The organism is Flavisolibacter ginsengisoli DSM 18119 (genome assembly GCF_900129295.1).
In the GTDB taxonomy this organism is placed as follows: domain Bacteria; phylum Bacteroidota; class Bacteroidia; order Chitinophagales; family Chitinophagaceae; genus Flavisolibacter; species Flavisolibacter ginsengisoli.
In genome coordinates this window covers 1-13,335 of sequence record NZ_FQUU01000008.1, presented here as the reverse complement: position 1 = coordinate 13,335, position 13,335 = coordinate 1, and the positions used below count along the sequence as shown (strand labels likewise).

9 protein-coding genes are annotated in these 13,335 nt (G+C 41.4%); 7 read left to right on the top strand and 2 right to left on the bottom strand.

From position 1 onward, the window contains the following. Positions 1–29 precede the first annotated feature (29 nt). Complete coding sequence (locus tag BUA53_RS10410) at positions 30–908, bottom strand: hydroxypyruvate isomerase family protein (protein WP_072835317.1); 879 nt, start codon at positions 906–908, stop codon at positions 30–32. A 22-nt stretch (positions 909–930) separates the two neighbouring features. Further along, the gene (locus BUA53_RS10405; RefSeq protein ID WP_072835316.1) at positions 931–2,181 is read right to left on the bottom strand and encodes a nucleoside permease; all 1,251 of its coding nucleotides are present in this window, start codon (positions 2,179–2,181) and stop codon (positions 931–933) included. A 326-nt stretch (positions 2,182–2,507) separates the two neighbouring features. Between BUA53_RS10405 and BUA53_RS10400 the strand changes: the two genes are divergently transcribed. The 7 genes from BUA53_RS10400 to BUA53_RS10370 all read left to right on the top strand — a co-directional run. Beyond that, a complete protein-coding gene (locus tag BUA53_RS10400; protein WP_245793087.1) occupies positions 2,508–3,671 on the top strand; it encodes a Gfo/Idh/MocA family protein in 1,164 nt (387 codons plus the stop codon). A 110-nt stretch (positions 3,672–3,781) separates the two neighbouring features. Further along, positions 3,782–4,837, top strand: a complete 1,056-nt coding sequence (locus tag BUA53_RS10395; protein ID WP_072835315.1) for a sugar phosphate isomerase/epimerase family protein — start codon at positions 3,782–3,784, stop codon at positions 4,835–4,837. Between the two features lie 29 nt (positions 4,838–4,866). Then, positions 4,867–5,247 (top strand): c-type cytochrome, encoded by a 381-nt coding sequence (locus BUA53_RS10390; protein ID WP_072835314.1) that lies wholly within the window; start codon positions 4,867–4,869, stop codon positions 5,245–5,247. Positions 5,248–5,250: 3 nt separating this feature from the next. Next, on the top strand, positions 5,251–5,997 hold the full coding sequence (locus BUA53_RS10385) for a 3-keto-disaccharide hydrolase (RefSeq protein ID WP_072835313.1): 747 nt from the start codon (positions 5,251–5,253) through the stop codon (positions 5,995–5,997). Positions 5,998–6,579: 582 nt separating this feature from the next. Further along, positions 6,580–9,585: a SusC/RagA family TonB-linked outer membrane protein gene (locus BUA53_RS10380; protein ID WP_072835312.1), complete on the top strand. Its 3,006-nt coding sequence runs from the start codon at positions 6,580–6,582 to the stop codon at positions 9,583–9,585. 27 nt (positions 9,586–9,612) lie between these two features. Beyond that, positions 9,613–11,157, top strand: coding sequence for a RagB/SusD family nutrient uptake outer membrane protein (locus BUA53_RS10375; RefSeq protein ID WP_072835311.1), 1,545 nt, complete (start codon positions 9,613–9,615; stop codon positions 11,155–11,157). Between the two features lie 184 nt (positions 11,158–11,341). Continuing rightward, positions 11,342–13,335: CRTAC1 family protein (locus tag BUA53_RS10370; RefSeq protein WP_139256408.1), on the top strand; the 1,994-nt coding region annotated here is incomplete at its 3' end.

Sequence of the window (13,335 nt, the reverse complement as noted above, 5' to 3'; positions counted from 1 at the left end):
AATGGTTACAAGTTAGGTACTTCTGTTTATTATACATCACATGTCAGTATGGCCTGCTTTAATGATTGTATCTTTTCATTGTTATCTTTTCCCGTTGGAATGAACTCCTGTGCCACATAATCTTTAAATCCTGTCTGGAGGATGGCTTTCATGATAGCAGGATAATATAACTCCTGTGTATCGTTAATCTCATGCCTGCCTGGTACACCCCCGGTGTGGTAATGACCAAAGTATTCATGGTGATTCTGTATGGTCCTGATCACATCTCCTTCATCAATCTGCATATGATAGATATCATAAAGTAGTTTAAAGTTGGGAGAGCTTAATCTTTTACAAAGTTCGATGCCCCAGTTGGATCTGTCGCACATATAATCTTTGTGATCCACCTTACTGTTCAGGAGTTCCATCTGAACAATCACTCCTTTTTTTTCGGCCAGGGAAATTACCTGCTGAAGACCTTCAACACAATTTTTTAAACCTGTTTCATCATCCATGCCTTTTCGGCTCCCACTGAAGCAGATCAGGTTTTTATAGCCTGCTTTGGCCACTAGGTTAATGTGTTCTGTATAGTTCTTTACTAACGTGGGGTGGTATTGTTTATTATTCCAACCTTCCGTTAAGCTGATCTCTGCTCCGTTACACATGGAGGAGTATATTCCATACTGCTTAAGCAGTGGCCAGTCTTTCGGGCCCACCAGGTCAATAGCCGCAAAGCCCAGCTTTTTTACTGCCTGGCATAATTCATCCAGTGAAAGAAAATCATAAGTCCACCGGCAAACGGAATGGTTGATATTTCCTTTCAATGCCTGTTTGGGTGAGGCACCGCATGTAGCAAGGCTAGCCACAGGTGCCAGGGCGATGGCTGTTGAACCCACAACAATCTTTTTTACAAGGTCTCTTCTTTGCATTTTATCTTTTATGGTCAACGTCTCAGGTAAGTGGGGTAGCTGCCAAACCTTTTTCTGCTTCTGATTCTGTAATGACTTTCTTTTTGACAGGTTTAAAAAATAAGGCGAATAATATTAATATGGCAAAAGCAATAACTGCAGGTACCATCCAGATGCTCTTCCAGTCATGACCGCCACCTGGGAGTGAATATTTTTCTGCCACCAGGCCTGCTATCCAAAAGCCTATCAACATACCTACACCATAGGTAGCCAGGGTAATCATTCCCTGGGCAGAAGAACGTATTCTTTCTCCAGCTCTCTCATCAGTATAGATCTGCCCGGTTACAAAAAAGAAATCATAGCAAACACCATGAAGTATAATTCCAAGGTAAAGCATCCACATGCCACTGCCTGTGTCGCCATATCCAAATAAGAAGTACCGCACAGCCCATGCAGCCATACCTACCAGCAGCATTTTTTTTACACCAAGGCGGGAAAAAAACCAGGGCATGGCGAAAAGGAACAGCATTTCAGACATCTGTCCAAAGGTCATTTTACCTGCAGCTCCCTTTACATTGATCTCATTTAAGTATATATTGGTTTCCTGGTAGTAGAAAGCAAGTGGTATACAGATCAGTAAGGAAGCAAGGAAAAAAATCAGGAAATTCCTGTCCTTTAACAGCCCTAATGATTCAAGTCCAATGATCTCGCCAAATGTTGTTTTGGTACCGGCTTTAGGTGGAGGTGTATTGGGCAGTGAGAAACTGAATAACCCCAGCACTACTGATAAAATGGCGGATAACCTGAATGTATTAACAAGAGTGCTTTTTTGCTCCCAGGCCAGCCAGCCAATGATCAAACCTGCAACGATCCATCCGATTGTTCCCCATACACGAATGTTGGAAAATTCTTTTTCCGGACTCCTCATTTGCTTGAATGAAACTGAGTTCACCAACGCAAGTGTTGGCATGAACAATATCATATAAACAAGGAGAATAGGATAAAAAGCACTGAAATTATCAAGGGTGGATATATAGTACATCAAAGCGGCACCAACAAGATGCAGCACACCTAATATTTTTTGTGCGGCAAAGAACTTGTCAGCGATAAGGCCAATGATAAATGGTGCTGCAATGGCACCCAATGCCTGCGTGCCATAAGCCACACCTACATTAACGTCAGAAGCATTCAGTTGAGTTTTCAGGTAAGTTCCCATAGTAACAAACCAGGCACCCCAAACAAAGAAGTTTAGAAACATCATAAGGGAAAGCTGGATCCGGGTTGACATTTTCATGCGCAAATTGTTTTGTTGAATTTGTATGTTAGACGAGAATCCTGGAAGCTGATCTTTTGAGAAAATAATTGATAACAAGTGTACGTGTAACTTCCCTTCATCGTTAGTCGCGTGCTTAAATGTACTATTTTTTAAAAATGGCGAAATAATTCTTTACCACAAAAAATACACACACATAAAAAATAGTGGTGTGCTAAGTAAATCTATGTAGAGAAGTAAGCAATTCATTCATACTTTTAGCAATCATTGAAATTATAGTGTTGTGCCATTCTATGGGCAACCTGTCATTGACATATTTTACTATTTAATTTTAAACCATAGTCAATATGAGAAAATTAAGAATGGGCATGATCGGCGGCGGAAAAGATGCTTTTATTGGAGCAGTGCATCGCATTGCTTTAAATATGGATGGACTTGTAGAATTAGTTTGCGGGGCATTGAGTATTAATCCTGATATAGCTGTTGATTCGGGCAAGTCACTGTTTTTGGATGAGAACAGGATCTACCTCAATTATGAAGAAATGATCCGCAAGGAAAGCGAAATGCCGGCAGATAAAAGAATAGATTTCGTTACCATCGTCACCCCGAATTTCGCTCACTTCGCACCAGCCATGATGGCGCTGGATCATGGTTTCAATGTGGTTATTGAAAAGCCCATGACCTTTACTTTGGAAGAAGCCAAACAATTGCAGCAAAAAGTTCAGGAGACGGGTTTGCAACTTTGCCTGACACATACATATTCTGGTTATCCCATGGTAAAGCAAGCCAGGCAAATGATCAGGGATGGAGCATTAGGAAAGATACGTAAGGTTTACGTGGAGTATGCACAGGGATGGCTGAGTAAATTAAGTGAACGGGAAGGCAATGCGCAGGCAGCGTGGAGAACAGACTCGAAAAAATCTGGGAAAGCGGGATGTATGGGAGATATAGGTACACATGCTGCCCACCTGGCTGAGTATGTATCAGGTGCAAAAATTTCAAAGCTTTGTGCTGATCTGAACATAGTAGTAGAAGGAAGAGGCCTGGATGATGACGGGGGAGTGTTGCTGAAATTTGATAATGGTGCCAGTGGTGTACTGGTGGCCACGCAGGTGGCTGCAGGGGAAGAAAATGCACTAAGGTTAAGGATCTATGGAGAAAAGGGTGGCATCGAATGGGCCCAGCAGGAGCCTAATACATTATTGGTGAAATGGCTGGATGCTCCCACACAGGTATTGAGGGCAGGGGCGGGATACACAAATCATTTATCTTCCTTTGCTACTCAAAATTGCCGCACACCTGGCGGTCATCCTGAAGGGTACCTTGAGGCCTTTGGAAATATCTATAGGAATTTTGCACTTTCCTTGCTGGCAAAACAGGAAGGTAAAGAACCATCTAAAGAAAATGCCGATTATCCCCGTGTAGAAGAAGGCGTTCGGATGATGGCTTTTATAGATAACGTTGTGGCATCATCGCAGTCTGATAAAAAATGGTATGATTTTACGGTTTGAGTAACTGGTAATATGCACCAACAAACTTTTCCAGGCAATTAATACATCATATCCAGATATATTTGGCATAAACAAAATCCTGGTGCATATGCTTGCACCTTTTAAGGAGTATGAAAACAATAAAAGGACCCGGAATTTTTTTAGCCCAGTTTCTAGGCGATCAGCCTCCATTCAATGACCTGCGCTCTATCTGCCAGTGGGCAAAAGGTTTAGGATTTGTAGGGGTGCAGATACCAACGAATGATCCAAGGTGTATCGATCTTCAAAAAGCAGCCGAGAGTAAAACTTACTGTGATGATCTCAAAGGGCTTGTAGCTGACTGTGGACTTGAAATAACAGAGTTAGCCACACATATACAGGGTCAACTGGTAGCAGTGCACCCGGCATATGATATATTATTTGATGGATTTGCACCTGAAGCATTTAGAGGCAATCCTAAAGCAAGGACTGAATGGGCAGTGCAACAAATGAAGTATGCAGCTAAAGCCTGCCAGCATTTGGGCATTACTTCCTGTCCTTCATTCAGTGGTTCTTTGCTATGGCCCTATTTTCATCCCTGGCCACAGCGGCCAGCCGGGTTGGTGCAGGAAGGTTTCAAGGAATTAGCTAAACGGTGGACTCCTATATTAAATGTGTTTGATGAATGTGGTGTAGATATTTGTTACGAGATTCACCCTTCTGAAGACCTGTTTGATGGTATAACTTATGAGATGTTCCTGGAACAGGTGAACCAACACCCAAGAGCCTGCTTGTTGTACGATCCATCTCATTTTGTGTTGCAGCAATTGGATTATTTGCAATATATAGATAACTACCACCAACGTATTCGTGCTTTTCATGTAAAAGATTCTGAGTTTCATGCCACAGGCAGGCAGGGAACCTTTGGTGGATACCAGGATTGGGTGAACAGGGCAGGACGCTACAGGTCTCCCGGTGATGGGCAGGTGGATTTCAAATCTATATTCAGTAAGCTTACTCAATATAATTATGATGGATGGGCAGTGCTGGAATGGGAATGTTGTATCAAGCATCCTGAGCAGGGGGCCAGGGAAGGAGCTGTATTTATCAAGGACCATATTATTAATGTAACTGAAAAAGCTTTTGACGACTTTGCCAAAACCGGGGAAGGTGAATCTTTTAACCGGCAGGTACTTGGATTAAATTAACCTGATCATTAAACAGAATAATAAATAGAATGAAAAAAACGATCTTACTGTTTTCCCTTATTGCCATTATAAGCAGTTGCGGAAATAACAATGAAAGCAAAAAAGATAGCAAGCCTGCAGAACAAACATCAACAAAGGCCGAAAACCCGGAAGTTGAAAAAGGTTTGAACCTTGTAGCTAAAAGTGATTGTCTCACCTGTCACCAGGTAGAAACCAAAGCTACAGGGCCCGCCTATATAGATGTAGCAGCAAAATATCCGGCCAATGATGCAGTGATCGATTCCCTTTCTGATAAGATCATTAAAGGAGGTGCAGGCAATTGGGGAACCATCCCAATGGTAGCTCATCCACAGGTAAGTAAAGATGACGCCAAAGCAATGGTTACATATATCCTTTCACTTAAAAAATAATACATGAATAAATTACCGGTCTATTTTATGGCATTTGCTTTTTCTGCCTGCACAAGTTCAAAACAATCAACTATGAATGCATCAACAAACGGTACCTCCAAAGACGAAACCGGGTTTGTCTCCCTGTTCGACGGCAAAACAACCAATGGATGGCATACCTATGGGAAGAATACAATTGGCAAGGCATGGAAAGCTGAAGACGGTGTTTTGCACCTGGATGCCGCCAGTAAAAAAGAATGGCAGACGGCTGAAGGGGGTGATATCATATCAAACGAAGAATTTGAAAACTTTGACCTCCGCCTTGATTGGAAAATATCTCCTAAAGGCAATAGTGGTGTGATCTTCTATATTCATGAAGACCCTTCAAAATTTCAATATCCCTGGAATACTGGTCCTGAAATGCAGGTATTGGATAATGGCTCACCGACACAGTTAGGACATGATGATGCAAAACTATACACCCACAGGGCAGGCGACCTGTATGATCTTCTTGCATCCAAAGATGCGGTCAAGCCTGCAGGTGAGTGGAATGCTGTGGAGATAGTAGCCAATAAAGGGAAACTGGATTTTTATATGAATGGGGAACATACTCTTTCTACGACCATGTGGAATGATACCTGGAAGCAAATGATTGCCATCAGCAAATTCAAAGGGATGGAAGGATTTGGCACTTACCAAAAGGGAAGGATAGGATTGCAGGACCATGGCAATGATGTATGGTTCCGAAACATCCGTATCAAAAAACTTTAAATGCGTTTATTCTATATTGAAGTAAGTAAGGTAAATAGCTAAAGAATTAAATCTCAATACAACACAAGGGTCCTCATGGACCCTTTTTTATTTAATATAATGTACCAGTATTAGATACTTGCTGCATTCACATGTGGCTAGACTCTATTAAGCTATGCCGGATAAAGCCTCATGGTCCAGGTATTCAAAGTGTATATAACGGCTCTTTAAAGACCCGATTCAAAGTCGGCTCAAAGGCGGCACAAAGGCGGTACATAGGCGTTGCATAATTCCAGAAGGTTTCCTTTTAGGTTAAGTGCTAAGTATAAAAAAATGAAATAATCCGGTTTTATGGGATCTGCTCTGATAATTTTTTTTAAAGTAACTATATAACTATATATAACAGGGTAAGAAATTGTTGGTTATTTGACGGAACCCGCCATGGGGGCTTCATGTACAGAACACACAATTTGTTTAAAGCTCTAGTACATTGAATTTAATTTAGTTGTACATTTTAAGGATGTGAATAAATTTTTTATAAAAAATGTTTTTGTTTCTAAAAAAAAGTTAATTTAATGGCTCAATCTTCTAATCGACACTGCTATGCGAAAATTGAAAATCGTCAAATTGACTACCTATGTAGTTGCCTTTCTATTGTTTTTAACCCCCGCATTTGCCCAGAATCGAACAGTTTCGGGAACCGTAACGGATCAAGCCGGAAAAGGTATTCCCGGGGTAACTGTTTCTGTTAAGGGTACTAACACGTCTACACAGACGGATGCAACTGGGGTTTACCGCATCATTGCAGCGGACAATGCAACCCTCGTATTTACATCTGTAGGCTATGGTGCCTCAGAATTGAAAGTAGATGGACGTTCGTCTATAGATGCCTCGCTTAGTCCTTCCAATGACAACCTTTCAGAGGTTGTTGTAATTGGTTATGGTACTGCCCGGAAAAAAGATCTTACAGGTGCTGTATCTACAGTAACTGAAAAGAACTTTAATAAAGGTGTGTATACTTCACCTGATCAACTGATACAGGGTAAAGTATCCGGAGTGCAAATAACTAATAATAGTGGTACACCCGGAGGAGCTTCAACTATTAAAATCCGTGGTAACTCGGCGCTTACAGGTAGTGGCAACCCACTGTTTGTTGTTGATGGTGTTGCCCTTGATGGCAGATCTGCCAGGCCTGGTCTTGGTGACCTGGGTGTTGGTGGAAGTAACCCCGGTACAAACCCACTGAATTTCCTTAACCCATCAGATATCGCATCTATTGATGTATTGAAAGATGCATCTGCAACTGCTATCTATGGATCAAGGGCGGCTTATGGTGTTGTAATCATTACAACTAAAAGAGGCCAATCTGGTCAGCCAAGAATTGATTTTGGAACTTCTATTGGATTTTCCAATGTCATGAAGAAAATCGAAGTTTTAGATGCCAGCCAGTTCCGCCAGGCATTAACCTATTATGGATTGACCAATGCTAATGACAAAGGCGGTAATGTAAATGCCTTTGATGAAATCACACGCAGAGGTGTGGTTCAGAATTATAATGTAGGTATCAGTGGTGGTACTGAAAATGCAAGATTCCGTCTTTCTCTTGGAGCTTTGAACCAGGAAGGTATAGTAAGGAAAACAGGTATTAAAAAGTACACTGCCAATTTTAATGCACAGCTAAAATTCCTGGAAAGCAGGAACCTGGGTTTGGATATCAATATTATTCCAAGCCAATACCAGGAAGCTATTGCACCTATATCTAATAATGCAGGATCCCGTGGAAGCTTAATCGGTAATGCACTTCAGTGGAATCCTACTGAGGCATTGATCGTAAAGAATTCCCGTGGACAGGATTCATTAAATGTTGTAAGAGGTGGTGACCTGATCAATCCACTGGCTTTGCAAAGAGCATTTGATGATAACTCCAGGGTAACAACTATACTGGCTAGCATTTCTCCTTACTTTAAGTTTACCAATTGGTTGGAATATCGTTTCCTGTATAGTATCAATTATGGTACTGGTACACGTCGCACCTCTTTACAGAACTTTATCAATTTCAATGATGTTCTGGATATTGGCCGTGCACGTATTGCCGGAGCTGAATTAACCACACAACAGTTAACACATACACTTAATTTCAACAGGGCTCTTACATCATCTCTTCATTTAAATGCTGTAATTGGTTATGAGTATACCAAATATGGCAATAAGGGTTATGATATGGGAGGTTATGGACAGGCTACCGATCCTGGAGGATTTGGTAATTATGGCCTGGATTATACTAATTATATACAGTATTCTAATCCAACCAACCGTACTATCAGTTCATTTGTAGATCCTAATTCTGAACTGCAATCTTACTTTGCCAGGACAGTATTTAATTTACAGGATAAATATTTATTAACTGCTACTATTCGTAGAGATGGATCATCCAAGTTTGGTGCAAGCAGCCGTTATGGTAATTTCCCTTCCTTTGGTGCTGCGTGGATAGTTAGCAAAGAGGATTTCTTCCCTCATAATGATGTGCTGAATACTTTGAAATTCAGAGCTGGTTGGGGTAAGACTGGTAACCAGGAGTTTCCTGCCGGATCAGCTGTGGCCCGCTGGTCATTTAATAATGGCGGTGGTTTGAACCCTAATAATGCCTTCAACGACCAATTAGGATGGCAGACTGATAAGCAATGGAACATTGGTTTTGACCTTGGATTGCTGAATGACAGGGTAAGCGTAGTTGTTGATTATTTCAACAAGAACACTTCAAAACTTTTATTCCCAAGCGAACCAGCACAGCCAGCAGCTCCTGGTGGAACAGTTAAATGGGTAAACCTTGATGGTAACATCATCAACAAAGGATTAGAAGCAGCAGTTAATGCTTCAATAGTTCAGCAGAAAGATTTTTCATGGGACTTTGGTGCAAATGCCACCTTCATGACTAATAAAGTGACAGGCTTATCCTCTTCAATCAATACAGGTGGATTAAGTGGACAGGGAAGCAGTGGAACCACTATTGAAGTGATCAGGAATAACCTTCCAATCAATGCATTCTTTACCAGGCAATACCTTGGCATTGATAAAGCAACTGGTCTTGCAAGCTATACAGAAGGCGGAGATGTATTGTATTTTGTTGGAAATCCTAATCCAAAGACATTGTTAGGTTTAAGTACAACTGTACGTTTTCAAAAGCTGACTTTGTCTGCCAATGCGAACGGTGCTTTTGGCCACCAGATATACAATGAAACATTAAATAACGTTATCAATGTAGGTAGCATCAATAATGGTAAAAACATTGCATTATCAGTTTACCAAAACCCGGTTAAAGAATCTTTTGCCAACCCGGTAACAGCATCTTCAAGATTTCTTGAAAGTGGAAATTACCTGAAATTGACCAATGCTACTTTGAGTTATGCCTTAGGTAATGTTGGTAGAATATTCAAGGGTATCAATGTGTATGTAACAGGCCAGAATTTATTTGTAATAACAAAGTTCAGTGGATTTGACCCTGAGGTGAACGTTGATAAGAATGTAAACGGTGTACCTTCTGTGGGTATTGAATATATTCCTTATCCATCTGCACGTACAGTAACCTTTGGTGTAAACTTTTCACTGTAAACTCTGTTAAACTCTAAAAAAAGACTTATGATACGTAAAAGTATATTTCTAATAAGCTTTTTCTCTCTTGCGCTGGTCAATTGTACCAAGCTGGAAGAAAAGTTCCCTGGCCAGCTAACGGCCAGCCAGGTGGGATCCAGTTCCGGCGGAGCTGCTGATGCCCTTTTGAGAGGTGTTTATAATTCTTTAAGAACAACTTTCCAGGACCAGGCCGGAGTATATGCCCTGGAAGAAATGACCACTGATGAACTGATAGGGCCAACCCGTGGTGGTGACTGGGATGATAATGGCGCTTGGCGCGTATTGCACTCCCATAAGTTTGATGCAGACCACATCCGTGTAAGGGAAGTGTTCAATGCATTGAATGGTGCAGTTTATGCAGCCACAGATATGTTGCGTTTTAATCCAACTGCCCAACAGGCTGCAGAAGCTAAAATGGTGCGTGGTTTTTCCCAGTTCATGATCCTTGATGGTTGGGACCAGGTTCCCTGGAGAGACAGGGGTGAAGGACCCAACGTAGCGCCAAGAGTTAAGAAAGGAGTGGAAGCACTTACCTGGATCACAGATACTGTTGAATCAGTATTAAATGATCTTCCTGACGGTCCGGCAAGCAAGGCTAATAAGGATGCAGCCAGGGTATTATTAATGAAATGCTACCTGAATAAAGGAGTATATGCTAATCGTGCGGCACCTACTTTTGATCCTGCAGATATGCAAAAGGTAATAACTCTTGCTGACCAGGTTATAAATAGTGGAAAGTATTCGTTTGCTCCTAATTATTTTGACAACTTTGCACCTGCCAATACCACAATTGGAAAAGAGAATATCTGGGTGCAGGAAAATGTAGGAGGAGTTGATCCGGGTGCTTCCACTGTCAGGTCTCGTTATCATAGTGTAATGCACTACAACCAGCAGCCCTCAGGTTGGAACGGCTTTTCCACTTTATCTGATTTCTATAATAAATTCGAGGCTTCAGATAAAAGAAGAGGCGTTGCCTATCCTGCGAATGATCCTGCCTATTCTAATCCTGGTAATCATGTCAATGTAGGCTTCCTCGTAGGCCAGCAGTATGATATGAAAACAGGAGCAGCATTAAAGGACAGAACTGGTGCTCCTTTGAGCTTTACCCCGGAAGTTCACATTATTGAAAAGGGCACTAACCTTGAGGTTACAGGTATCCGCCCTTATAAATATCCAATCGATTACGTACATGCCGATAATGGTTTTGTTGATAATGATTATCCATATTTCCGTTATGCAGATGTATTGTTAATGAAGGCTGAAGCTATGTTACGCACTAATAATGCTGCAGGAGCACTTACTATTGTAAATAATATTCGTGCTGACAGAGGTGCTACGCCTTTGGCTTCTTTAACTCTTGATAATTTACTGGATGAAAGAGGTCGCGAATTGTACCTGGAAAGCTGGAGAAGACAAGACCTGATCCGCTTTGGTAAATTCCTGGAGCCATGGCAGGAAAAGCCTGCAAGTGATCCAAGGTATTTGTTATTCCCTATACCTAATGGTCAGTTGGCAGCCAATCCAAACCTCGTTCAGAATCCTGGTTATTAATCATAACTTGTAATACTTTTTAAAAGGCCATTGAAAAATGGCCTTTTTTCTTTTATGAAAACGTTTCGCGAAGTTTTTGTTTTCTATTAGATTAATTGAATAAATTGCTTTCACTGACTTAGACTTTATAACCTATTTGATGTAACTGCTTGGGAACTTTGCCGGACAGATGCTTTATGAAAAAATGAAAAACTTATTCTTTCTTCCTGCCGTTTTATGTTTACTATGCTCCTGCCATAAACCTGGCGAAAAGACATTGTTTCAATTACAGGATAATACTGGCATTGATTTCAATAATAAGGTGATAGATGGCCAGTTGGACAATGGTTTTTATTTCCGCAATTTTTATAATGGAGGAGGTGTGGCCTTGGGAGACGTCAACAATGATGGTTTGCCTGATGTGCTGTTTACTTCCAATATGGGAAATAACAAGCTGTACCTGAACAAGGGCAATTTCAAGTTTGAGGATATTTCTGACAAGGCAGGCCTCAGGCAGGATTCGATGTGGAGCACAGGTGCGGTAATGGTTGACATCAATGCTGATGGCTGGCTGGATATGTACATATGCAACTCCGGTCATATGAAAGATGGCAACCGCAGGAATAAGCTTTATATCAATAACCACAATAACACATTTACCGAAAGGGCAAAGGAGTATGGGCTGGATATCTCAGGTTATTGCACACAGGCTTCCTTTTTTGATTATGACCTGGATGGCGACCTTGACTGCTTCTTGATCAACAACAGTCCTATGCCTATTAATAGCCTGGGCTATGATAACCGGCGCAATACACCTGATGCGCAATGGCCTGTAGCAAATTTTTTAAAAGGTGGTGGAGATCATCTTTACAGGAATGATGGAGGTAAGTATGTTGAAGTGAGCCAGCAAGCTGGTATTCATGGTACATTAATGAGTTTTGGCCTCGGGGTTTCTGTAGCAGATATTAATATGGACGGATACCCTGATGTATATGTTGCTAATGATTCTTACGAAAGGGATTACCTGTATATCAATCAAAAAAACGGCACATTTAAAGATGAACTTGAAAACTGCATGGAACACAACAGTTTTTCTTCAATGGGTGCCGATATCAGCGATATCAATAATGATGGTTACCCGGATATTTTCACTACAGATATGTTACCTGCTGATGATTACAGGTTAAAGACCCTGGGGGCGTTTGATAATATTGACCTGTACCGGGCACGGTTGAATGTGGGGCTCTATCATCAGTTCATGCAAAACTGTTTAATGGTTAACAACAGGAATGGAAAATTCCTGGAAACCTCTTATTACAGTGGTGTTGCAGCAACAGACTGGAGTTGGGGAGCTTTATTCTTTGATGCAAACAATGACGGGCTTAATGACATCTTTGTATGTAATGGAGTTAATAAAGATGTAACCAATCTTGACTTCATGGATTTCTTTGCTAATGATGTAGTTCAAAACATGGTGATCTCCGGGAAGAAAGAGAATGTTGATTCAGTACTAAGACATATTCCAGTGAATCCTTTGCCTAATAAGGCATTTCTAAATAAGGGCAATCTTCAATTTTCCGATGCTGGCAAGGAATGGGGATTAACACAGGAGAGTTTTTCAAATGGTGCTGCTTATGCGGATTTGGATGGTGATGGGGATTTGGATTTGGTGATCAACAATGAGAATGGGCCTGCTTTTGTGTACCGCAATAATTCAAGGGAGATAAATGGCAATGCTTATATAGGGGTGGAGTTGCGTGGCAGTGGAGCTAATCGTTATGCTATTGGCAGTAAGGTAAAGGTATATAAGGGTGGTCAGGTATATTACCGGGAGGTAGTTCCATCGAGAGGTTTCCAGTCATCGGTTGATTATAAACAGATCATTGGCCTGGGCAGGGACAGTGTGGTGGATTCTATGGTTATTGTATGGCCAGACAGGAGCTATAGTAAATATGTGCACCCGGCAGTAAACAAGGTATACAAACTGGAGCAGCCAAAGGCTGGCACAGCGCCTTTGTACGTGGAGGGGGGCTGGGGTCAAAAAGCAGTTACGCTTTTAGATACGGTGTCCACTGTGATGGAGCCGCACAGGGAGGATGATTATATTGATTTTTATGCTGAGCGTAATTTACCCGAGATGCTTTCAAGGGAAGGGCCTCATATGGCAAAGGGAGATGTAAATGGAGATGGGCGGGAGGA

Excerpts from the sequence above, each read along its gene's own strand:
- BUA53_RS10400 (WP_245793087.1), top strand. The coding sequence starts at position 2,508 with ATGAGAAAATTAAGAATGGGCATGATCGGCGGCGGAAAAGATGCTTTT.
- BUA53_RS10390 (WP_072835314.1), top strand. The coding sequence starts at position 4,867 with ATGAAAAAAACGATCTTACTGTTTTCCCTTATTGCCATTATAAGCAGT.
- BUA53_RS10410 (WP_072835317.1), bottom strand. The coding sequence starts at position 908 with ATGCAAAGAAGAGACCTTGTAAAAAAGATTGTTGTGGGTTCAACAGCC.
- BUA53_RS10405 (WP_072835316.1), bottom strand. The coding sequence starts at position 2,181 with ATGAAAATGTCAACCCGGATCCAGCTTTCCCTTATGATGTTTCTAAAC.
- BUA53_RS10385 (WP_072835313.1), top strand. The coding sequence starts at position 5,251 with ATGAATAAATTACCGGTCTATTTTATGGCATTTGCTTTTTCTGCCTGC.
- BUA53_RS10375 (WP_072835311.1), top strand. The coding sequence starts at position 9,613 with ATGATACGTAAAAGTATATTTCTAATAAGCTTTTTCTCTCTTGCGCTG.
- BUA53_RS10380 (WP_072835312.1), top strand. The coding sequence starts at position 6,580 with ATGCGAAAATTGAAAATCGTCAAATTGACTACCTATGTAGTTGCCTTT.
- BUA53_RS10395 (WP_072835315.1), top strand. The coding sequence starts at position 3,782 with ATGAAAACAATAAAAGGACCCGGAATTTTTTTAGCCCAGTTTCTAGGC.